The following is a 21076-nucleotide window of genomic DNA, read 5'->3' as shown; positions in this document are numbered from 1 at the left end:
TGAGGAGTGTTCATGTGCGATCATCATCATGCTGCGCGGCACATATTGTGCCCACAATGTGATCTGCTGGTGGCTTTGCCGCCGCTGGAGCATCGCCAGAAAGCCGCATGCCCACGCTGCGGCACCACGCTCACCACATCGTGGGACGCGCCCCGGCAGCGTCCCACGGCCTATGCGCTGGTGGCGCTGTTCATGCTGCTACTGGCAAACCTGTTTCCTTTTGTTTATATGAAAGTCGGCGGGATCAGCAGCGAAATTGAGCTGCTGGAAATACCTAATGTGTTGTTCACCGAGGATTACGCCAGCCTCGGTACGTTCTTTTTACTGTTTGTCCAACTGGTCCCGGCGTTTTGTCTGGTAACCATCTTATTGTTGGTCAATCGCGTTCATATGCCTTCACGCTTGAAGGCGTTTCTGGCGCGGATTTTGTTTCACCTCAAAAGCTGGGGGATGGCCGAGATTTTCCTCGCCGGGGTGCTGGTCAGCTTCGTTAAACTTATGGCCTACGGTGATATCGGCGTAGGGCTGAGCTTTGTTCCCTGGTGTCTGTTCTGCCTGCTGCAGTTGCGGGCGTTTCAGTGCGTCGATCGCCGCTGGTTATGGGACGACATTGCGCCAATGCCGGTCATTAAGCAGCCGCTTCGCCCTGGCGTGCCGGGGCTGCGACAGGGGTTACGCTCCTGCTCGTGCTGTACGGCGGTGCTGCCAGCGGATGAGAAAGAGTGTCCGCGCTGTCACACCAAAGGTACCCCGCGGCGTAAAAACAGCCTGCAGTGGACGCTGGCGCTGCTGATGACATCGTTTGTGCTCTATCTACCCGCCAATATTCTGCCGATTATGATTACCGATCTGCTGGGCGATAAAATGCCGTCGACGATCATGGCGGGCGTCGTTCTGCTGTGGAGTGAGGGCTCTTACCCGGTTGCGCTGGTTATCTTTATCGCCAGTATCATGGTGCCAACGTTAAAAATGATCGCTATCGGTTGGCTGTGCTGGAGCGCGAATGGTAACGGCGCGCGTGATTCAGAGCGTATGCACCTAATCTATGAAGTGGTTGAATTTGTTGGCCGTTGGTCAATGATCGACGTTTTTGTCATCGCGGTACTCTCGGCGCTGGTGCGCATGGGAGGCTTGATGAATATTTATCCGGCGATAGGCGCGGTGATGTTCGCGCTGGTCGTTGTTATGACCATGTTCTCGGCCATGATGTTTGACCCACGTCTATTGTGGGACCGTGAACCAGATCCAAGCCATGAGGAAATGCAACAGCATGGAAAATAAGAGCGGAGAAGCGAAAGTGCAGAAGGTGAAGAACTGGTCACCGGTCTGGATCTTTCCGATTGTGACTGTGCTCATCGGCGCATGGATACTGTTTTACCACTATAGCCATCAGGGGCCGGAGGTGACGCTTATCACCACCAACGCCGAAGGCATTGAAGGGGGTAAAACGCGTATCAAGAGCCGCAGCGTTGATGTCGGGGTAGTGGAAAGCGCTATCCTGACTGATGACCTGAAACACGTAGAAATTAAAGCGCGTCTGAACTCGGGGATGCAGAAGCTACTGCATAAAGATTCGGTGTTCTGGGTGGTGAAACCGCAGGTGGGGCGCGAGGGGATCAGCGGCCTCGGCACCTTGCTTTCCGGCGCCTATATCGAATTGCAGCCAGGTAAAGCAGGTTCTGTGGCGCCGCAGTATCCATTATTGGACTCGCCGCCTCTGGCTTCACCGGATGCCAAAGGTATCCGTGTTCTGCTGGAAAGTAGCAAAGCCGGGCAACTCTCGCCTGGCGATCCGGTGCTGTTCCGCGGCTATCGCGTCGGTTCTGTTGAAACCAGCACCTTTGATACGCAGAAGCGTCGCATCACTTACCAGCTGTTTATCAACGCGCCGAACGACCGCCTGGTGACGACTAACGTTCGCTTCTGGAAAGATAGCGGTATCGCGGTTGACCTCACGTCCGCGGGGATGCGCGTTGAGATGGGATCGCTGTCGACGCTGTTTGGCGGCGGTGTAAGCTTTGACATTCCGGAAGGATTAGATCTCGGCGAGCCGGTGGCGAATAAAACGGAATACCACCTGTTTGACGATCAGAGGAGTATCCAGGATTCGGTGTTCACCCAGCATATCGATTACGTCCTGTTCTTTAAAGATTCTGTGCGTGGCCTCCAGCCGGGGGCGCCGGTTGAATTCCGCGGTATTCGCCTTGGTACCGTCGGCAAAGTACCGTTCTTTATCCCTGGTTTGAAACAGAGCCTGAACGATGATTATCGTATCCCGGTAGAAGTGCGTATTGAGCCGGAACGTCTAATCAACCAGCTGGGCGGCGACCCTAATATTCGCGCGCATATTGACGATCTGATCAATCGCGGCCTGCGCGGTTCGCTGAAAACCGGCAACCTGGTCACCGGCGCGCTGTATATCGATCTCGACTTCTATCCGAAAGCGCCTCCGCGCGGCAAGATTCAGGAGTTCGGCGGCTATCCGATCATTCCAACCGTCAGCGGCGGTCTGGCGCAAATCCAGCAGCGTCTGATGGATGCGCTCGATAAGATCAACAATCTGCCGATTAACCCACTGCTGGAGCAGGCGACCAGTACCCTGGCGCAGAGCCAGAAAACCATGCAGCGTGTCCAGACTACGCTCGACAACTTGAATAAGATCACCTCAAGCCAGTCGATGCAGCAGCTTCCTGCCGATATGCAGAGCACGTTGCGCGAGTTGAACCGCAGTATGCAGGGCTTCCAGCCGGGCTCGGCGGCCTACAATAAGATGGTTGCGGATATGCAGCGACTGGATCAGGTACTTCGTGAACTGCAGCCGGTACTGAAAACCCTCAACGACAAGAGCAATGCGCTGGTATTTGAGGCCAAGGATAAAAAAGATCCGCAGCCGAAGGGAGCGAAACAATGAAAAAGTGGTTAGTGGCGGCAGCGGTATGCGTACTGACGGCCTGCAGCAGCGGTGGTGAGAGTAAAACTTACTATCAATTACCGGTAGCAAAGAGCGGCGCGCAAAGCGCCGCCCATCAGAGCAAGAATTTGCTGTGGGTTGAGCAGGTCAGTATCCCTGATTATCTGGCCGGGAATGGCGTGGTTTATCAGACGACCGATGTGCAGTATGTGATTGCTAATAACAACCTGTGGGCCAGCCCGCTGGATCAGCAGTTACGTACCACGCTGGTGGCGAATCTGAGTAACCAACTGCCGGGTTGGGTGGTGGCATCACAGCCATTAGGCAGCGAGCAGGATACGCTTAATGTCTCCGTTAGCGGCTTCCACGGCCGCTATGATGGCCGGGTCATTGTGAGCGGTGAATGGTTGCTTAAGCATCAGGGGCAGCTGATTAAGCGTCCGTTCAATATTGAACTTAAGCAACAGCAGGATGGCTACGACGCGATGGTTAAGACCCTGGCGCAGGCCTGGAGCCAGGAAGCCACCGCGATTGCGAGTGAGCTGAACCGCCTGCCATAAGTAAAATTAATAAAATTAAAGCCGCCGCGACCTGAAAAATCGCCGCGGCTTTTTTTATTTGTCGCTTCAGATTGATAGTTGTGCTGGCTCACGATTTTTGTACAAATGAACTTTCATATAGCTCACAAATATGACACTGGCGTGAATTTTGCGCATTGACGCTGCCTGCGTTTCGCGGTAAAGGTTATACGTGGTTGCATATTTAGTGACCACTGTTTTCTTTTCCACCAGATCAAATAATGAGGGAAACGAGGCATGAAGAGACAAAAACGAGATCGCCTGGAACGGGCACATCAGCGTGGATATCAGGCCGGCATTACCGGCAGATCGAAAGAAATGTGTCCCTACCAGACCCTTAATCAGAGGTCCCATTGGCTAGGAGGTTGGCGAGAAGCCATGGAGGACAGGGTGCAAACTGCCTGACTGTCTCTTTAAAAAAGAAGCCTTCGCTCTGCGAAGGCTTCGCCTTTTGTGCTTCAGGACCTTTTGTACTTCAGAATAAGTACGGAAGGTAAATCAGAACGCGGAAGTATCCTGGAACAGACCTACTTTCAGGTCTGTTGCAGAGTAGATCAGACGACCATCAACCAGCACTTCGCCATCCGCCAGGCCCATGATCAGGCGACGGTTTACAATGCGTTTGAAGTGGATACGATAGGTGACTTTTTTCGCCGTCGGCAGAATCTGACCGGTAAATTTCACTTCGCCTACGCCCAGCGCACGGCCTTTCCCTTCACCTCCCAGCCAGCCCAGATAGAAGCCAACCAGTTGCCACATTGCGTCCAGACCCAGACAGCCAGGCATTACCGGGTCGCCGATGAAGTGACAACCGAAGAACCACAGGTCCGGGTTGATGTCGAGCTCAGCTTCAACGTAACCCTTGTCGTAGTTGCCGCCGGTTTCGGTCATCTTGACGACGCGGTCCATCATCAGCATGCTCGGCGCCGGCAGTTGCGGGCCTTTCGCGCCAAACAGTTCACCACGACCAGAGGCAAGAAGATCTTCTTTTGTATAGGATTCGCGTTTATCTACCATGTTTTCAGTAAGCCTTATTTTGAGTTCGGGACGCAGGATAGCTAACACGTGTAAGCTGAACAAGTCCGATCAGTTCGAATTTGATCCGCCTAACCAGCGTAGCGGCCATGGAAAACGGTGGCGAGTCTCTTGTTGCATCGCCTGCGCAATCCGTTCCTGAATAGTTTGTCGTAGCGTTTGTCCTTCACCATCCCATTGCAGCTGGGTGAGAAGCGGCAGGGCTTCGGTAACATCATCAATGGCCCAGATAAAGAACTGCTCATCAGCCACGGCCTGGCGAAGTTCCTGGGCGAGGCTCAGATGGCGGACGTTGGCAGATGGGATAATGACGCCTTGCTTGCCTGTTAATCCGCGCTGCTGACAGATGGTGAAGAAACCTTCAATCTTTTCGTTTAGTCCGCCGACCGGCTGGACGCGACCGAACTGATCGACCGAACCGGTAATTGCAATACTCTGGTTGATTGGCACATTGGCCAGCGCGCTGATGAGAGCGCACAGTTCAGCCATTGAGGCGCTATCGCCATCCACTTCACTGTAGGACTGCTCGAAGGTCAGTGATGCGCTAAACGGCAGCTGCTGTTCAAGTTCAAGCTCGGACATGATAAAGGCCTGCATGATCATCATGCCTTTGGCGTGAATATTGCCGCCCAGTTCAGCTTTGCGTTCAACATCAATAAATTCGCCATCGCCGATATGCACTACGCAGCTGATGCGCGAAGGTTCGCCAAAGGCGCGCGGGTGGCCTGGAAACTCGATTACCGACAGGGCGTTGATCTGACCGATGCATTCGCCTTCGGTATCAATCATTATCTGATCGAGAAGAATTTCATCGCGCATCCGCTCGGCAAGATAGCCTTCACGCCATTCACGGCGCTCAAGCATGGTTTGCATCTCCGCGCCGCTAATCAATTCGCCTTCGCAGAAGGCTGCCGCTTCACGCAGCTGGCGACTAATCCAGAGAGGGGAAAGCGGAAGCGTCTCCTGATCGCCGGTGTCTCGCGCGCCTTCTGCAATCAGCAGCGGCCATGCGTCCGCCGCCGGCCCCGGCAGCGAAAGCTGACGAGCATTCTGCCAGACCCACTGGCACCAGAGTTTCAGGGTGTCGGCATCGGCTATCTGCAGGTTGTCTTCATACTCGCTGTAAATGGCCTGCGACGCGAGTTCCGGTTCCATCTCCTGAAAGTCAGCCAGCGCATCGCGCTCGCCGATCAGAATGATCCTCAGGTTCAGCGGCATGGAGGGAATGCTAACGGGAAGAGGGCGGGATTCGTCAATGGACAACCAATCAAAACGCTGACGGGTCACCATGTTCTTCAGGCGCATCCATAGCAGCGGCTGGGCCAGTAGCGCACGCAGGGAGAGCAACAGGACGCCACCGTTCGCGCGGTGCACCAGACCCGGCTGCAGCGAAATTTCGCCGTTAAATTGGCGTACGCAACCAAAGAGCTGCTCCGCTTCAATCCAGTCGGCGGATTCAACCGGACCGCTGCTGGCAAAATTGTCTTCCGCGCTTTGTGCCGGCGACATGGTTACGTTGCCGCCGTTGACCTGATAGCGTACACCGAAGAGCGCTGTTGTGGATTGCTGCAGGCTGCGGGCGGCTTCGGCTACCCAATGCAGATATTCCGGTTCTTCCGGCGCCTTTACCAGCATAAAAGATGAAATGGCTGGCGTGATCAGAAGCTGTTCCAGCGCATAAAATAAACGGGGCTGTAGATCGCCGGCGAGGGATGCCTCTGTCTCGGCGAGTTTGACCTGGGTAAACAGCGCCTGATAACTTTCCGTATCAGGAGCGAGGTCGTTTCGGGTAAGTTTCGTAATGGTCAAAGTCGCTGTTTTTTAGTCAGATGTAAAACGAGCGATTATACCCGAAGCCGCGTCTGAGCACACGGAGGATTGCGTTTATCACGCTGATAATGGAATCGTCCACATCACGAAAGATGATTTATTCTCAGCACATCCAGAAAAAACTGATATCCTGAAATGAGTTACACGGTCACATTGAGATCGCAATGAAATATCAACAACTGGAAAACCTTGAAAGCGGCTGGAAATGGAAATATCTGGTAAAGAAGCACCGGGAAGGTGAGCTGATTACCCGCTACATTGAAGCCAGCGCTGCGCAAGCCGCGGTCGATGTCTTGCTGACGCTCGAAAATGAACCTGTTCTGGTGAATACCTGGATCGATCAGCATATGAATCCGGAGCTGGTTAACCGGATGAAGCAGACTATTCGCGCACGACGCAAGCGTCATTTCAACGCCGAGCATCAGCATACGCGGAAAAAGTCCATCGATCTGGAGTTCGTTGTGTGGCAACGCCTGGCCGGGCTTGCCCAACGGCGAGGAAAGACATTATCAGAAACCATCGTACAGCTGATTGAAGACGCCGAGCATAAAGAAAAATATGCCAGCAAGATGTCGAGCCTGAAGCACGATCTGCAGGTGCTCTTAGGAAAAGAGTAAGTCCCGCTACGATGTCGCTCTTTATTTTTCCTTTGAACTCAAAATCAGGCCAAAAAAAACCCCGCATAAGCGGGGTTTTTTATCGTAGAAAACTTAAGCCTGCGGCTGAGTTACTACGTCTTTGTAACCTTTAACTTCGATCGCTACGCGACGATCCGGAGCCAGGCAGTCGATCAGTGCAGCGCGAGCTTTCACGTTGTCACAGGTGTTGCCGGTAACCGGATCAGATTTGCCCATACCGCGAGCAGAGATCTTGTTAGAAGGGATACCTTTAGCTACGAGGTAGTCAACAACGGACTGAGCACGTTTCTCAGACAGTTTCTGGTTGTACTGCTCGGAACCGATGCGGTCGGTGTAACCCAGAACAACTGCAGAACCGTCTTTCGGATCCATGTTGCTCAGCTGGGTGTACAGCTGATCCAGAGCCTGCTGACCTTCTGGTTTCAGAGTTGCTTTGTTGAAGTTGAACAGTACGTCAGACTTCAGGGTGAAGGTCTTGGTGGTGACTTCCGGAGCCGGAGCTGGAGCCGGAGCTACAACCGGTGCATTGTCTTCCTGACCGAAACGGTAGGAAACACCAACGCTCAGCATGCCGTTGTCCGGACGAACGCCTACAGTGCCTGCGTCGCCGATGTTGTTAACCCACTGGTATTCCAGACGGGTAGCGATGTCACGGGTCATAGCCCACTCAACGCCGCCAGCGAATACTGGGGAAACGCCGGTGTCGTGGTTGTCGCCAGCGATGCTGTTGCTGGAGTCAGCGCGCCATACCATGCCGCCCAGACGGGTGTAGATGTCCAGATCGTCAGTGATCGGGTAACCCAGTTTAGCGGTCAGCTGAACGCCCTGAGCTTTGAATGCGCCGTTAACTTTGTCGCCTTTGTAAGGCATACGGCCCAGCCAGTCGTAACCCATTTCGAAACCGAGGTACGGGTTAACCTGATAACCACCGAACGCACCAGCGCCCAGCTGGCTTTCGTGGGTCGGGCCATTGTTGTTCAGGTTGCTGTTGTACCAGCCGGTGTCATGGAACTGGGACCAACCCAGTTTACCACCTGCATACCAGGTGTTATCTTTCGGAGCGGCCTGCGCTACGGTAGCGAAGCCAGCCAGTGCCACTGCAATCGCGATAGCTGTCTTTTTCATTTTTTGCGCCTCATTATCATCCAAAATTCGCCATGAAGGTACATAAGACCTCACGGTTAAATCCTTCACCGGGGGCGTGACTCGTTGTTAACTATGCTGATACATGCAGCGTAAGCCGATCACCCCTGGCGATGTAAAGTCTACAACTTAGTTAGAAACTTACAAGTGTGAACTCGGTCAGGCATATGAAAAAAAAGGGTTGTATACACAATATTTAACAAATATGGTTAATTTGTGAACACGGTAAAAAGTCGCAAAACCGCACCACACCGGGATCTCAGTGAAATTAACCACTTTGTGAGAATGGTTTTTGATGAGGCAAAAAAAATTCCAGGATTAATCCTAATTTCACTCAATGATATAAATTTGAGTGAATTTTTAGCCCACTTAATTGTCTCCCAGGCTGGCTTGTATTTCTCACCGGACGCATGATAAAGCCCATCGCATGACCTTCTTCTGCAGCCTGCGCCAGACGTTCATGCTCTTGTTCAGTGAGTTCATCCGCCAGCCAGCCGATAACCACGCTATAATTCCCGGTACGTAAAGCGCGAATCATCGATTCCAGAGTGTTGCAGGGCGACATCTGGTTAATTTGCATCACTTTTGATAGCGGCAGGCCGGACGACTGTACCCATTCTTTACTCAGCTTTTGCTGCGGCGTGAGCCACAGTTGCCAGCGCGACTGCTGGCCCAACTGTTGTAATAAAGGTAGCAACAAAAGCTGCGTCATCATGGGTTGATCTTCGCGATAGACGATTTCACTAATCAGCCCAGTGGCTGAATGTTCGACGACGCTGTGCGAAGGGCGACGTACTGAAGCCGAAGTCAGTGGTGAACGATTTGCGTGAGCTGAAGTAAACATAGTCTATCCCGCCTGTGAGTTACTGTATGCATATACAGTATATCTGCCAGGGGTTAACGTCAACCTCATTTTCCCATTTTCGCATATATTTTATTCACTCTCCTCGCCTATGAATCAGAGCCGCAGCGACTTATTTATATGAATTCACGGTCTCTGTGCTGAACCCGCTGGAGACATTCTCCTCCATTAATCTCTACTTCACGGCTGCCGACCATGTCGTCAATGGGGCCGATATGCTGTTCATCAATTAACATTGCTTAAGTATTCAGCGAGTCTCTGCAACAGGATTTGCAGAATAACTTTTTCCTGAAAGCGCCTCGCAAAACGGCGAGCTGGTTGAAATGAAGCCAAAATTCATCTTGCTGCACAAAACGAACTCACTTATTTTCTTCAATAACGGATCCGTTAATAAAATTACTTTTATGTCCATGATTACCAAAGGAATGATCATGAAGAAAATTTCAAAATTACGGTTCCTCCAGTTTCAGGAGTGCCTTTCCCCCTTAGGCAAAATCAGTAGCCGGCCTTTATTTGGCGGATACAGCCTGGCGATAGAGAATACCGTGTTTGCCATGGTGGCCGAGGGCGAAATCTATCTTAGAGTGTGTGAGCAAAGCGCAGAATATCGGGTCGAGCATCATAGCCCAATGCTAATCATGCGCAAAAATGGTCGGCCGGTGGCGCTAAAATATTACCGTATAGATGAAGCATTATGGCAGGACAGTAAAATGCTGTTTCATCTCTCTAAACTGTCATTGCATACGGCGCGTAGCGAAAAGCAGCATCAGCGTGATTCCTGCAGGCTAAAGGATTTGCCTAATATCAGCTTCCACATGGAATTGATGTTGATTCATGCTGGAATAACCGATGTGAAAATGCTGCGTACAATCGGTGCGGAAAAAAGCTGGTTAAAATTGAGGGAGCATAATAAAGGAATATCAATCAATGTCCTCGAGTCCCTGGCGGGCGCGATTGCCGGCACCCATTCCGCCGCGCTCCCGGCGCAGCGGCGCCAGGAGCTACGGGAGTGGGCTAATACGCAAGGATACGGCGTGGAGGATTACTCCGGTTGACCGGCAATCCGGCGCTGCAGGCGACATATTTCGGGCAGCAGTGCGAGCAGTAGCCCAATCTGCTGCAGGACCAATGGTTCCTTACTGTCGGCTCGCGGTTCCAGATGCTGAATTCGCGATTGCAGATTGCTGAGCGCCAGCTGAACGCGCTGTTCGTCCGCGGGAGAATGATGCAGCGCATCATCAACGTAGCAGACGGCATCATCGAGTAACGCCAGTATTTCCGGAGTCGTCAGCTTTTCCCTGTGCGCCCCCAATGCGGAAATATAGCTGGTAAAAGTATGGTTCAGGCACAGCAGGCGGAATGCCGTTTCACGCATTGTGTTATCGGCTTTGGGCTCTGTGGATAAATTGGATACCACTGATGCCAGCTCGCTATCCCGGTTATGTGCATTACGCCTGGCGACGCGATACTCAAGACGGTTGTCGCGCCCCTGATGGTACTGCTCAAGAATAGCGTCCAGATAACGGCAGTTAGCGTTGATAGCCTGATCCAGTACGCGAGGTAAATTACGGAAGTTCCAGTCTGGCCAGATAAAGGTCACTGCCGCCCAGGCGATAGCGCAGCCGATTAATGTATCGAGGATACGCGGTAAAGCGACTTCGAATCCCTCGCCCAACAGGTTAAAGCACAGCAGTACCAGCAGCGTGATAAACATAGTGGCATGCGCATACTGGACGTTGCGAAAAGCGAAAAATAGCACACCGGTTAGTACTATGAGCAGCAGCTGGCCTTCGACCGAAGGAACCAGCAGCAGCACCGGTAGACCGATCGCGACGCCAATCAATGTACCGATGATCCTTAACGCCAGGCGATGCCGGGTAGCGTTATAGTTAGGCTGGCAAACAAACAGGCTGGTGAGCAAAATCCAGTAACCGTGGTTGAGGCCGGTAAACTGAATAAAGGCATAGCCCGCGCACAGCACCAGCGACATCCGCACCGCGTGGCGGAAAAGCGCCGATTCCGGGGTCATATTACTGCGCAGCCGTAACCAAATGTCGCTAAACCCGCTGGGGCGATCGTCTGCAAGCAGGTTTTCGGGGTGGTTGCTGGCCAGCACGCTGGTTTGCACCGATTCGATGGTTGCCAATTGCGCATCAATGGCGCGCAGGTTATTGAGCAGAAAACCCAGCGCTTTGACCTGATCTTGCGGCGCGCCGCTGGCGCGGACGCGATCCAGCGCCGCGTCGAGATGCATAAAGGCGCGTTCGAAGTGCGCATCGTGCTGATACGGAATGCGTAAGAGGATGGCGCGGGAGAGTTTCTGACACGCCTGCGCCTGCATCGACAGCATCCGCTGGAAGCGGAACATCACATCGCTGTAGCGGAAATGGTCGCGAAGCGTCTGATACTGAATATGCGATGAGCTGGCTCGTTCATGAATGTCCTGGGCGACGAAATAGTACTGCAGGGTGCGACGAGTACCGCGTTGCCCGCGGTCACCGCGCAGGCGCGTCAGTAAAGACGCTTTCGTCTGGTTAAGCATCGCGACCAGCTTGCCGTTAGCAAGCGCCAGATCGTACAACGGCGCCTGACTTTCATCTTCGATATCCGGATCGAACAGTCGGGATTTAAGTTCGAGATACTGCGCCAGCTGTTCATAGCTGCGCGCAAGGTTATCCTGCAGCGGGCGGATGGGAAAAATAAGATGCCCGGCGAGCGTTAATACGTTGTACCAGATGGCCCCAGCCAGCAAAAAGAGCGGCTGCAGGTACCAGCTATTATACAGAGTGACCCCTAACATGGTGTAGATAGCGATCAGTAAGGCGCCGAAAGCAATGGTGGCATAGCGTTGACCCAGCCCACCGAGCAGGATGAACCCAGTTGTAGACAGAGTTAAGCCAATTGCAAACAGCCACGGCCATGGAAACAATAATTCCACCGACGCTGAAGCAATAAAGAAACAGACCAGCGTAATAGCGAGATTACGTAGCCGCCCGGTAAGGCGATCGTCAAGGTCGGTCAACGCCGCGGCAACCACGCCAAGCGTTAACGGGATGGTGAGTTTGACTTCGCCAATCCACCACGGCGCAACCGTGGTGCCACAAAGCGCAATAAATATCCTGGCGTTATATAACCAGGCGCTATTCCATGTATAACGGCGGAGCAGGGGGCTTAACATAACAGTGTTCCGTACAATTACTGAAAGCGACGGCGGGCGTTGGCTTCGCGCGCGGCGCACGCCGTTTCAACGGAGACCACGCGGCGTCCTACTGGCCAAAGCGCAATGGCGGCAATTTTAAAGTTGGCGATCCCGACAGGGATACCAATGATGGTCAGGCACTGGGCGATACCGCTGAAGATATGCATCAGGCATAGCCACCAGCCAAAGAACATGAACCACAAAATGTTCAAAATAGTGCCGCCCGCGTTCAGTAAGCTGTTTTTTGCTTCAGGTTCCAGTTCATCAACATGAATGGCTTCATTACCGTAGGGGAACAGCGATAGCCTGGTGATTTCCCAACATGAACGCGTCAGCGGTAACGTGAAGATCAAAATAATACTGACCAGCGTCGCCAGTAGCCAACCGAGCGTGGTGGCGAAACCGCCAAGAACAAAGTTCAAAATATTCAGAATGGTACGCATAAACCCTCTGTTTAACCCTATGGATAATAAGACCCGATAATTGTAACGTTTTTTTGCGCTGGAGCACCTGCTCGCGGGCGGTTAAACTTAAAAACATTCAAACTGATTGAAATTTGGCGATATATGGAACTTAAAGCGACAACATTGGGCAAACGCATGGCGCAGCATCCTTATGATAGGGTGCAGTTGCTGAATGCCGGGGTTAAAGTCTCCGGCGATCGTCATGAGTATCTTATACCTTTCAATCAGTTATTGTCAGTTCAATGTAAGCGCGGTCTGGTGTGGGGCGAGCTGGAGTTCGCGCTGCCTGAAAGCAAAGTTGTGCGTTTGCATGGTACCGAATGGGCTGAGACGCAGCATTTCTATCATCATCTCAATAATCTCTGGCAGCAGTGGAGCGCGGAGATGAGCGAAATTGCCGCGCAATTACTGCGCCAACAGTTAAGTGAAATTGAACGCGCCAGCGCCGAAGGTAAGTGGCTGACCCGCCAGCAGGTCGCCGATGTTCAGGCGAAGATACGCCAGGCCTTAACCGGACTGCCTTTTCCTGAGTGCCGTCTGGATGAATTCGATAACTGCCGCGAACTGTGGCGCCAGTGTCAGTGCTGGCTTAGCGATATCGACGAGGCTCGCCTGGCGCATAATCAAGCCTATACCGAAGCCATGCTGGAACAGTATCGCGGTTTCTTCGATAAGATTGAGTCTTCGCCACTTAACCCGGCGCAGGCGCGGGCGGTGGTTAACGGCGAGCGTTCGTTGCTGGTACTTGCCGGCGCCGGTAGCGGCAAAACCTCGGTACTGGTTGCTCGTGCAGGGTGGCTGTTAAATCGCGGCGAGGCGGCAGCCGATCAGATCCTGCTCCTGGCGTTTGGCCGTCAGGCGGCTCAGGAAATGGATGAACGTATTCAGGAGCGATTGGGAACCGACGAGATTGCTGCGCGGACCTTTCATTCACTGGCGTTACATATTATTCAGCAGGGCAGCAAGAAGGTGCCGGCGATCAGTAAGCTGGAAAACGATACCGCCGCCCGGCAAAAGCTTTTGTTGAAGGCCTGGCAGCAGCAGTGTCAGGAGAAAAAAGCGCAGGCCAAAGGCTGGCGTCAGTGGTTGATGGATGAGATGGAGTGGCAGATTGACGAAGGCGATTTCTGGCAGGATCGCGCGCTGCTGCGTCGTCTGGCCGGTCGTCTTGACCGCTGGGTTAGTTTGATGCGTATGCATGGCGGCTCGCAGGCGGAGATGATCGCCAGCGCGCCTGAAGAGGTACGCGACCTCTTTAATAAGCGTGTGAAACTGATGGCCCCGCTGCTGAAAGCCTGGAAAACGGCGTTGAAAGAGGAGAATGCCGTTGATTTCTCCGGGCTTATTCACCAGGCCGTTAACATACTGGATAAAGGCCGTTTTGTGAGCCCCTGGAAACATATTCTGGTGGATGAATTTCAGGATATCTCTCCACAGCGCGCTGAGCTGCTGGCGGCGCTGCGCCGGCAAAATAAGCAGACGACGTTATTTGCCGTCGGTGACGACTGGCAGGCGATTTATCGCTTTAGCGGCGCGCAGCTTTCTTTAACGACGGCATTTAACCACTACTTTGGCGAAGGGGACTGTTGCGCGCTGGATACCACCTATCGATTTAACGGTCGTATCGGCGAGATCGCCAACGGTTTTATTCAGCAAAACCCGCATCAGTTGGCTAAGCCGCTGAATAGCCTGACCGCTGGCGATAAGAAAGCGGTGACCCTGCTGCCCGATGATAAACTCGACGATCTGCTCGACAAGCTAAGCGGCTACGTTAAACCCGAACAGCGGATTTTGTTGCTGGCGCGCTATCACCATCTGAAACCCGCCGCGCTGGAAAAGGCCGCAACGCGTTGGCCGCATCTGCAGCTAGATTTTATGACAATTCATGCCAGCAAAGGCCAGCAGGCCGATTTTGTTATTGTGTTGGGCTTGCAGGAGGGTGATGACGCCTTCCCGGCGCCGGCCAGAGAGTCGGTAATGGAACAGGCATTGCTGCCACAGCCGGAAGATTTCCCTGATGCTGAAGAGCGTCGGCTACTGTATGTGGCGATAACCCGCGCCCGCCTGCGGGTCTGGCTGCTGTTCAATAAAGAACGACCATCGCCGTTTGTTGAGATGCTGCAGGAGTTGGGCGCGCCGGTGGCGCGAAAGCCCTGAGCATCGGCGGCCTTGAGGCCGCCGCGGGTATTACTTCAGGCGCTCGGCAAGGTAGCGCTGGTAATCAGGGATGAGAATTTCAATCGGTTGATTAAAGTCCGGCGACTGGATGATAAAGTCAGCGGTGGCGGCATTCGTGGCTACCGGAATATTCCAAACCGTCGCCAGACGCAGGAGCGCTTTGACGTCAGGATCGTGCGGCACTGCATTCAGCGGATCCCAGAAGAAAATCAGTACATCAATTTTCCCTTCCGAAATCAGCGCGCCCACCTGCTGGTCGCCGCCCATCGGGCCGCTCAACATTGCTTTTACTTCCAGCCCGGTGGCGCGTGAAACCAGATTGCCGGTGGTCCCGGTAGCATAAAGCTGGTGCTGTGCCAGTAGCGCCTGGTGACGTTCGACCCATTTCATCAGCAGATCTTTACAGTGATCGTGTGCTACCAGCGCGATATGTTTGCGTGCGGGTAAGGTACGTGTTGTCAGTTCCATAATGGGGTTCCACTTATATTAACTTGCAGACAGATTACTGGAAGTGACTGATGCTGCAAGCGTCGGGGAGAAAAATTTTGCCGTATCTGTGAGTTAGGCTGGATGGCTGGTTTACCCGGATTAGCTTACACTAGGGCTAAAGTGCAGGAGGATTATGATGAAAGAGAACGATATTGCCGGCATTCTGACTACCACCCGGACAATTGCGCTGGTAGGCGCCAGCGACAAGCCAGACCGCCCGAGCTATCGGGTCATGCGATATCTGCTGGAACAGGGATATCACGTCATCCCGGTTTCGCCCAAGGTGGCGGGCAAAACGCTGCTCGGTCAACAAGGCTATGCCACCCTGGCGGAGGTACCTGAAAAGGTCGATATGGTCGATGTGTTCCGCAATTCCGAAGCGGCGTGGGGCGTGGCGCAAGAGGCTGTCGCCATCGGGGCGAAAACGCTATGGATGCAGCTTGGCGTTATTAATGAACAGGCGGCGGTAATGGCGCGTGAAGCGGGGTTAAATGTGGTTATGGACCGCTGTCCTGCGATTGAAATTCCGCGGCTTGGGCTGGCGAAGTAAAATAAAAAACCCCGTGTTAACGGGGTTTTTAACAAAGCATCGGGAACATAGGCCAGTCAGTTACGCAGCCGCGGCGCCTGCAACTGCTTACGGATAGTCTGCGCCAGTTCGTCCATCGACGGCTGTTCGGGATGTTCATCGCTGGCTTCACTACTGAGCTGCGCTTCCGCGAGGTAGGTGTGAACAGGCTGGCCGTCCTCATCTTCCATCACAACATGATACCAGGGGGCCGCGCGCAGTTCATCGTTGGCGCCGATTTCATCCGCGGCGGGCTCGTCAAGCGAATACTCTGGATCGATATCAACGATTACGCCAAGGTAGCCGAGTAGCGTATGGCGAACCTGTTGGCCGATACCGAATTTGCTGGCAATCATAGTCACCTCCCGGGAAACGCTGGCGCCCACTGTATCCATCATCTTCAAATGTTCTTGAGTCATGAGAATAACGTGTGGGCGATGTTCCGCTTTTCAAGTTACATGACGCGACAGGCAAACCCTTTCAGATACAGACCTTCCGGGTAGGTTGCGATCACCGGGTGATCGGCAGCCTGACGGAACTGCTCTATAAATTGTATATCACGCCCGGCATCTATTGCGGCGTCAGCGATGATTTTCTGAAATAAATCGGTGGTCATCAGGCCGGAACAGGAGAAAGTCAGCAGTACGCCACCTGGGTTCAATAGCTGGATCGCCAGCATATTAATGTCTTTATAGCCGCGGCAGGCGCCCATCAGTTGGCTTTTGTTTTCGACGAATTTCGGCGGATCCATGACGATGACATCGAATTTTTCCCCCTGATCGCGATATTTACGCAGCAGTTTGAACACGTCGTCGCGTACGAATTCGGCTTTCGACAGATCCAGCTTATTCAGCTCAACGTTCTGTCTGGCGACATCCAGCGCCTCCTGTGAGGTATCAACGCTGGTGACCTGACGGCAGCCGCCCATCAGCGCAGAAACCGCGAATCCGCCGGTATAAGAGAAGCAGTTGAGGACGCGCTTATCGGCGACGTAGCGGCGGGTCGCCAGACGGCTATCGCGCTGATCGAGATAGTAACCGGTTTTATGGCCGCCCTGGATATCCACCAGCAGCTGCATACCGTGTTCGGTAATAGGCAGCAGCGCCGGCGGCAGTTCGCCTACTACCGGGCCCTGCGCCAGATCCAACCCTTCTTTTTTACGTACCGCCACATCGCTGCGATCGTAAATCGAGCATTGCGGGAACAGGGTTTGCAGGGCGCTAACGATAGCCGCACGCTGATACTCCGCGCCGGCGCTCAACAGCTGCAGGACGAAGAAATCGCCAAAGCGATCGATTGTCACGCCTGGCAGGCCGTCGGATTCCCCGGCGATTAAACGATAGCTGTCAAGACCATCGCGTTCGGCCAGCCATTGACGCCAGGTTTGCGCCTGCTGCAGGCGACGCTCAAAAAAAGCATTATCGATAGCTTCATGACGATCGAAACTCCAGACGCGGGCGCGGATCTGCGAGGAGGGCGAATAGGCGCCGCGAGCGAGCCATTTCCCCTGCGAATCAACGATATCGATCGTCTCGCCGGAACGAGCTTTACCTTCCATCCGGGCGACGGCGCCGGAGAAAATCCATGGATGGCGACGCAGCAGGGATTTCTCGCGTCCTTTGGCTAATACTAAGCGTGGGATAATGGAATCTGTCATGGGGCTACCTTTAAGCGACGGAGCGTCGGCACCGAAAAATGGCGCGTAGATTAGCATAACTGGCTGGGGCAAGCACCATTCCTACCGCCGTCGGGCGGATGTTTTAGCGTCAGGCAAAAGCGAGTATGCTGGCGATAATTTGCTATGCTCTGCATCAGGATAGCGCAGTTGAGGAGGTAATAATGGCGAAGGTATGCACGATGGCGTGGGTTCACGGAGTCGTTCAGGGCGTGGGATTCCGCTATTCAACGCAGCGTGAAGCGCTGCAGCTGGGACTGACCGGTTATGCGCGAAATCTGGATGATGGCAGCGTGGAAGTGCTGGCCTGCGGACAAGCGGAACAGGTGGAAAAACTGATTGCCTGGCTTAAGGCCGGCGGTCCGCGTAGCGCAAGGGTCGACAGGGTGTTAACCGAGCCCCATCAACCCACCAGAGAGTGGCAAAAATTCGCTATTCTCTATTAAATGCACTTCACCGGTTTAGGCAGGCCGGCGATTTTCGTCGCCTGCTTGGCCGGCCCTTTGGGGAATAACCGGTACAGATAGCGGCTGTTGCCTTTCTCTTCACCGAATTTATTCGCCATTGCTTTGACCAGCATACGGATGGCTGGCGAAGTGTTGAATTCCAGATAAAAATCGCGCACGAAGCGCACTACTTCCCAGTGTTCGACGGACAGGGTGATCCCTTCCTGAGCGGCGATAACTTCCGCCATCGCTTCACTCCACTGAGTCGTCTCTTTCAGATAGCCTTCGCTATCGGTCTCTATTTCACTGCCTTCAAAGATAAACATGATTTTTCACATAATGCGGAAACTGCGCGCAGTGTAGCAAAAAATAAGGCCCCGCATAAGCGAGGCCTGGTGTTGCAGGAGAGAAGGTTAGTCTCTGCTGGCGAAGCCGAGGATGCTCAGCAGGCTGACGAAAATGTTGTACAGCGAAACATACAGGCTAACGGTGGCGCGAATGTAGTTGGTCTCGCCGCCGCGGATGATGTTGCTGGTTTCAAACAAAATCGCGCCGGAAGAGATAAGGATGAACACCGCGCTGATGGCCAGATGCAGAGCCGGCAGCTGCAGGAAGATGTTCGCCACCATACCAATCAGAACGACCACCACGCCCGCCATCAGCATGCCGCCGAGGAAGGACATGTCTTTGCGCGTCGTCAATACGTAAGCCGAGCAGCAGAAGAAGACCAGCGCGGTGCCGCCCAGCGCCAGACCGATCAAATCGCCCATGCCTGCGGAGAGGTAAGCGTTCAGCATTGGCCCCAGAATGTAGCCGAGGAAGCCGGTAAAGGCGAAGGCCGCCAGAATACCGCTTGGTTTATTAGCCAGTTTGTAGGTCAGGAACATCAGACCATACATGCCCACCAGGGTGAGGATAAGCCCCGGAGACGGCAGCATCAGCACGGTGCTGGCGGTGGCGGTGATAGCCGAAAACGCCAGCGTCAGGCTGAGCAGAAAATAGGTGTTACGCAGAACTTTGTGCGTGCTGAGCAGCGATGAACGGTCACGCGATGAGGTAATTATACGCTCCATGAGTCACTCTCTTATGACAGATGTAATTAGTTATGAAGCATAAGAAAAGCGAGCCGAAAGCCATAATGCTTTTACCCATCTTTACTCAGATCCCGGCACCGGTGGGGTAGCTTTTTATTCTGGAAAAATGGATTACGACAGTATGTTTATGCGTTCAGCGGTGGAAAGCAGATCTGAATCTTATAGGTCACTGAAAAATATTGCCTTAATGTCAGTCAGCGACTAAGTGTGGAAGGGGTATCAACGAAGCATAAAGGCAAGGGAAATGAAACTACAACAATATAACCACATCACGCACGCATTACTGGTTTTGGGGTTACTCGGCAGCGCGGCCGCGGCAATGGCCGCCCAGGTCCCGCAGGGTACCGAACTTGCAGCAAAACAGGAGCTCGTCAGGAACAACGGTAATGAACCCGCCTCGCTCGATCCGCATAAGGTCGAAAGCGACGTTGAGTATAATATCATCAGCGATCTGTTCGAAGGGTTGGTGAGCGTTTCGCCGCAGGGCGAGATTCAGCCGCGGCTGGCGCTGAAGTGGGAGAATAAAGATAACCTCGTCTGGACTTTCCATCTGCGCCCTGGCATCACCTGGTCCGATGGGACAGCGATTACCGCGCAGGATATCGTCTGGAGCTGGCAGCGGCTGGTCACGCCGACCACCGCTTCGCCGTACGCCAGCTATCCGGGTAATATGCATATCGTTAACGCCCGCGATATTTCGGAGGGAAAACAGCCGCCGGAAACTCTCGGCGTAAAAGCGCTGGACGATACCACGCTGCAGGTCACGTTGGATCAGCCTAACGCCGCCTTCCTCGCAATGCTTGCTCACCCGTCGCTGGTGCCTATTGATAAGGTGCTGGTGGAGCGCTTTGGGGATAAATGGACTAAACCGGAACATATTGTCACCAGCGGCCCTTACACGCTTTCGAAGTGGGTCGTCAACGAGCGCATCGTGGCGCAACGCAATCCTAAGTACTGGGATAATGAACATACGGTAATCAATAAAGTGACCTATCTGCCGATTACTTCCGAAGCGGCGGATGTGAATCGTTATAAAGCCGGTGAGATAGATATTGTTTATACGCTGCCGGTGAATCAGTTTGCGTTACTCAAGAAAACGATGGGCTCGCAGCTGAATGTTTCTCCACAGCTGGCGACCTACTATTACGAACTCAATACCACTAAACCGCCCTTTAATGACCCCAGAGTGCGACGGGCGCTCAACATGGGGCTAGATAAAGATATCATCGCCGAGAAGGTGATGGGGCAGGGGCAGCGTCCGGCATGGCTGATTAGCCAGCCCGATATCGGCGGCGTTACGCTTAAACAACCGGATTACGCCAGCTGGCCGCGCGACAAACGCATTGCCGAGGCAAAAAAACTGCTTAACGAGGCGGGCTTTAACGAAAGTCATCCGCTGGTCTTTAACCTGCTTTATAACACCTCGGAGACGCACCAGCGCATTGCCATCGCCGCCAGTTCGATGTGGAAGAAAAATCTTGGCGTAGAGGCGAAGCTGCAGAATCAGGAGTGGAAGACCATGCTGGATACCATGCATACGCATAATTTTGATGCTGTGCGTTATGCCTGGATCGCGGATTATGACGATGCGGCGTCATTCCTCAATAACTTCCGCACCGGCGACAGCGAAAACACCAGTCAGTACAGTAACCCGGCCTATGATAAAGCGCTGCATGATGCGGCGAAGGCGGCGGATACCGCCGCGCGAGGCAAATTCTATCAGCAAGCGGAGGATCTGTTGGCTGAGGATGTGCCCGCGATTCCGGTTTATCACTACGTGCGTACCCATCTAGTGAAGCCGTGGGTCGGTGGGTTCGAGCCGGATAAGCTGGGCTATTACTACACCAAAGATATGTACATCATAAAACACTGAGTCAAAGGGCGTTCTTAACGCCGAATTTCTGCGCGAACTGCCTGAAATTCAGACGAATAACACAGATTTGTTTGTTTTTAAGGCAGTTGAACA

Annotated in this window: 21 protein-coding genes; 10 read left to right on the top strand and 11 right to left on the bottom strand. The window is 53.5% G+C overall.

Annotation, left to right across the window (positions count from 1 at the left end):
* Positions 1-12: 12 nt before the first annotated feature.
* From pqiA to rmf, 4 genes are all read left to right on the top strand, one after another.
* Entirely contained in the window at positions 13-1281 is a 1269-nt protein-coding gene (gene pqiA, locus ACSEMK_RS16645) for a membrane integrity-associated transporter subunit PqiA (RefSeq protein WP_032711301.1), read from the top strand.
* Positions 1271-2911, top strand: a complete 1641-nt coding sequence (pqiB, locus tag ACSEMK_RS16640; RefSeq protein ID WP_113374276.1) for an intermembrane transport protein PqiB — start codon at positions 1271-1273, stop codon at positions 2909-2911. Before pqiA ends, pqiB begins: the two co-directional genes overlap by 11 nt.
* Entirely contained in the window at positions 2908-3471 is a 564-nt protein-coding gene (pqiC, locus tag ACSEMK_RS16635) for a membrane integrity-associated transporter subunit PqiC (RefSeq protein ID WP_049051536.1), read from the top strand. Before pqiB ends, pqiC begins: the two co-directional genes overlap by 4 nt.
* Before the next feature lie 255 nt (positions 3472-3726).
* On the top strand, positions 3727-3894 hold the full coding sequence (gene rmf, locus ACSEMK_RS16630) for a ribosome modulation factor (RefSeq protein ID WP_015704906.1): 168 nt from the start codon (positions 3727-3729) through the stop codon (positions 3892-3894).
* Positions 3895-3987: 93 nt separating this feature from the next.
* Here rmf and fabA read toward each other — a convergent pair whose 3' ends face one another.
* Positions 3988-4506, bottom strand: coding sequence for a bifunctional 3-hydroxydecanoyl-ACP dehydratase/trans-2-decenoyl-ACP isomerase (fabA, locus tag ACSEMK_RS16625; protein ID WP_015704907.1), 519 nt, complete (start codon positions 4504-4506; stop codon positions 3988-3990).
* Between the two features lie 69 nt (positions 4507-4575).
* The gene (locus tag ACSEMK_RS16620; RefSeq protein ID WP_430914981.1) at positions 4576-6333 is read right to left on the bottom strand and encodes an AAA family ATPase; all 1758 of its coding nucleotides are present in this window, start codon (positions 6331-6333) and stop codon (positions 4576-4578) included.
* Between the two features lie 185 nt (positions 6334-6518).
* On the opposite strand from ACSEMK_RS16620, the gene matP reads away from it, so the two are divergent.
* Positions 6519-6971: a macrodomain Ter protein MatP gene (matP, locus tag ACSEMK_RS16615; protein WP_087858129.1), complete on the top strand. Its 453-nt coding sequence runs from the start codon at positions 6519-6521 to the stop codon at positions 6969-6971.
* A gap of 93 nt (positions 6972-7064) precedes the next feature.
* Here the strand turns inward: matP and ompA are convergent, their stop codons facing one another.
* Positions 7065-8117, bottom strand: a complete 1053-nt coding sequence (gene ompA / locus ACSEMK_RS16610; RefSeq protein ID WP_087858164.1) for a porin OmpA — start codon at positions 8115-8117, stop codon at positions 7065-7067.
* A 352-nt stretch (positions 8118-8469) separates the two neighbouring features.
* Complete coding sequence (gene sulA / locus ACSEMK_RS16605; protein ID WP_087858128.1) at positions 8470-8979, bottom strand: SOS-induced cell division inhibitor SulA; 510 nt, start codon at positions 8977-8979, stop codon at positions 8470-8472.
* 449 nt (positions 8980-9428) lie between these two features.
* On the opposite strand from sulA, the gene ACSEMK_RS16600 reads away from it, so the two are divergent.
* Complete coding sequence (locus tag ACSEMK_RS16600) at positions 9429-10052, top strand: TfoX/Sxy family DNA transformation protein (protein WP_435336611.1); 624 nt, start codon at positions 9429-9431, stop codon at positions 10050-10052.
* Here the strand turns inward: ACSEMK_RS16600 and yccS are convergent.
* Positions 10040-12175 (bottom strand): YccS family putative transporter, encoded by a 2136-nt coding sequence (yccS, locus tag ACSEMK_RS16595; protein WP_213317011.1) that lies wholly within the window; start codon positions 12173-12175, stop codon positions 10040-10042. The genes ACSEMK_RS16600 and yccS overlap by 13 nt on opposite strands.
* Before the next feature lie 17 nt (positions 12176-12192).
* Positions 12193-12639, bottom strand: a complete 447-nt coding sequence (locus ACSEMK_RS16590; protein WP_430914982.1) for a YccF domain-containing protein — start codon at positions 12637-12639, stop codon at positions 12193-12195.
* 123 nt (positions 12640-12762) lie between these two features.
* On the opposite strand from ACSEMK_RS16590, the gene helD reads away from it, so the two are divergent.
* On the top strand, positions 12763-14817 hold the full coding sequence (helD, locus tag ACSEMK_RS16585) for a DNA helicase IV (RefSeq protein WP_316424485.1): 2055 nt from the start codon (positions 12763-12765) through the stop codon (positions 14815-14817).
* Between the two features lie 30 nt (positions 14818-14847).
* On the opposite strand, the gene mgsA is transcribed toward helD, so the two are convergent.
* Positions 14848-15306, bottom strand: coding sequence for a methylglyoxal synthase (gene mgsA, locus ACSEMK_RS16580; RefSeq protein ID WP_015367424.1), 459 nt, complete (start codon positions 15304-15306; stop codon positions 14848-14850).
* 157 nt (positions 15307-15463) lie between these two features.
* On the opposite strand from mgsA, the gene ACSEMK_RS16575 reads away from it, so the two are divergent.
* Positions 15464-15877 (top strand): CoA-binding protein, encoded by a 414-nt coding sequence (locus ACSEMK_RS16575; RefSeq protein ID WP_087858124.1) that lies wholly within the window; start codon positions 15464-15466, stop codon positions 15875-15877.
* 56 nt (positions 15878-15933) lie between these two features.
* On the opposite strand, the gene hspQ is transcribed toward ACSEMK_RS16575, so the two are convergent.
* Positions 15934-16251, bottom strand: a complete 318-nt coding sequence (gene hspQ / locus ACSEMK_RS16570) for a heat shock protein HspQ (RefSeq protein WP_015367415.1) — start codon at positions 16249-16251, stop codon at positions 15934-15936.
* 98 nt (positions 16252-16349) lie between these two features.
* Entirely contained in the window at positions 16350-17552 is a 1203-nt protein-coding gene (rlmI, locus tag ACSEMK_RS16565) for a 23S rRNA (cytosine(1962)-C(5))-methyltransferase RlmI (protein WP_430914983.1), read from the bottom strand.
* Positions 17553-17734: 182 nt separating this feature from the next.
* Here rlmI and yccX point away from each other — a divergent pair, with 182 nt between their 5' ends.
* Entirely contained in the window at positions 17735-18016 is a 282-nt protein-coding gene (gene yccX / locus ACSEMK_RS16560) for an acylphosphatase (protein ID WP_113374274.1), read from the top strand.
* Here yccX and tusE read toward each other — a convergent pair.
* Together tusE and yccA are read right to left on the bottom strand one after the other, a co-directional pair.
* Positions 18013-18342 (bottom strand): sulfurtransferase TusE, encoded by a 330-nt coding sequence (gene tusE, locus ACSEMK_RS16555; RefSeq protein WP_045360166.1) that lies wholly within the window; start codon positions 18340-18342, stop codon positions 18013-18015. The genes yccX and tusE overlap by 4 nt on opposite strands.
* A gap of 87 nt (positions 18343-18429) precedes the next feature.
* A complete protein-coding gene (gene yccA / locus ACSEMK_RS16550) occupies positions 18430-19089 on the bottom strand; it encodes an FtsH protease modulator YccA (RefSeq protein ID WP_430914984.1) in 660 nt (219 codons plus the stop codon).
* 265 nt (positions 19090-19354) lie between these two features.
* Between yccA and ACSEMK_RS16545 the strand changes: the two genes are divergently transcribed.
* Positions 19355-20983: an ABC transporter substrate-binding protein gene (locus tag ACSEMK_RS16545; RefSeq protein ID WP_430914985.1), complete on the top strand. Its 1629-nt coding sequence runs from the start codon at positions 19355-19357 to the stop codon at positions 20981-20983.
* The last annotated feature ends 93 nt before the right edge of the window (positions 20984-21076 follow it).

Source organism: Klebsiella sp. K-3 (assembly GCF_051207495.1).
Lineage (GTDB): Bacteria > Pseudomonadota > Gammaproteobacteria > Enterobacterales > Enterobacteriaceae > Klebsiella > Klebsiella aerogenes.
The sequence above is the reverse complement of the archived record's forward strand: the minus strand, read 5'-3'. Positions and strand labels throughout refer to the sequence as shown.

Excerpts from the sequence above, each read along its gene's own strand:
- ompA (WP_087858164.1), bottom strand. The coding sequence starts at position 8,117 with ATGAAAAAGACAGCTATCGCGATTGCAGTGGCACTGGCTGGCTTCGCT.
- pqiB (WP_113374276.1), top strand. The coding sequence starts at position 1,271 with ATGGAAAATAAGAGCGGAGAAGCGAAAGTGCAGAAGGTGAAGAACTGG.
- ACSEMK_RS16600 (WP_435336611.1), top strand. The coding sequence starts at position 9,429 with ATGAAGAAAATTTCAAAATTACGGTTCCTCCAGTTTCAGGAGTGCCTT.
- rmf (WP_015704906.1), top strand. The coding sequence starts at position 3,727 with ATGAAGAGACAAAAACGAGATCGCCTGGAACGGGCACATCAGCGTGGA.
- rlmI (WP_430914983.1), bottom strand. The coding sequence starts at position 17,552 with ATGACAGATTCCATTATCCCACGCTTAGTATTAGCCAAAGGACGCGAG.
- hspQ (WP_015367415.1), bottom strand. The coding sequence starts at position 16,251 with ATGATTGCCAGCAAATTCGGTATCGGCCAACAGGTTCGCCATACGCTA.
- tusE (WP_045360166.1), bottom strand. The coding sequence starts at position 18,342 with ATGTTTATCTTTGAAGGCAGTGAAATAGAGACCGATAGCGAAGGCTAT.
- mgsA (WP_015367424.1), bottom strand. The coding sequence starts at position 15,306 with ATGGAACTGACAACACGTACCTTACCCGCACGCAAACATATCGCGCTG.
- fabA (WP_015704907.1), bottom strand. The coding sequence starts at position 4,506 with ATGGTAGATAAACGCGAATCCTATACAAAAGAAGATCTTCTTGCCTCT.
- ACSEMK_RS16575 (WP_087858124.1), top strand. The coding sequence starts at position 15,464 with ATGAAAGAGAACGATATTGCCGGCATTCTGACTACCACCCGGACAATT.
- pqiA (WP_032711301.1), top strand. The coding sequence starts at position 13 with ATGTGCGATCATCATCATGCTGCGCGGCACATATTGTGCCCACAATGT.
- yccA (WP_430914984.1), bottom strand. The coding sequence starts at position 19,089 with ATGGAGCGTATAATTACCTCATCGCGTGACCGTTCATCGCTGCTCAGC.
- pqiC (WP_049051536.1), top strand. The coding sequence starts at position 2,908 with ATGAAAAAGTGGTTAGTGGCGGCAGCGGTATGCGTACTGACGGCCTGC.
- yccS (WP_213317011.1), bottom strand. The coding sequence starts at position 12,175 with ATGTTAAGCCCCCTGCTCCGCCGTTATACATGGAATAGCGCCTGGTTA.
- helD (WP_316424485.1), top strand. The coding sequence starts at position 12,763 with ATGGAACTTAAAGCGACAACATTGGGCAAACGCATGGCGCAGCATCCT.
- sulA (WP_087858128.1), bottom strand. The coding sequence starts at position 8,979 with ATGTTTACTTCAGCTCACGCAAATCGTTCACCACTGACTTCGGCTTCA.
- ACSEMK_RS16545 (WP_430914985.1), top strand. The coding sequence starts at position 19,355 with ATGAAACTACAACAATATAACCACATCACGCACGCATTACTGGTTTTG.
- matP (WP_087858129.1), top strand. The coding sequence starts at position 6,519 with ATGAAATATCAACAACTGGAAAACCTTGAAAGCGGCTGGAAATGGAAA.
- yccX (WP_113374274.1), top strand. The coding sequence starts at position 17,735 with ATGGCGAAGGTATGCACGATGGCGTGGGTTCACGGAGTCGTTCAGGGC.
- ACSEMK_RS16590 (WP_430914982.1), bottom strand. The coding sequence starts at position 12,639 with ATGCGTACCATTCTGAATATTTTGAACTTTGTTCTTGGCGGTTTCGCC.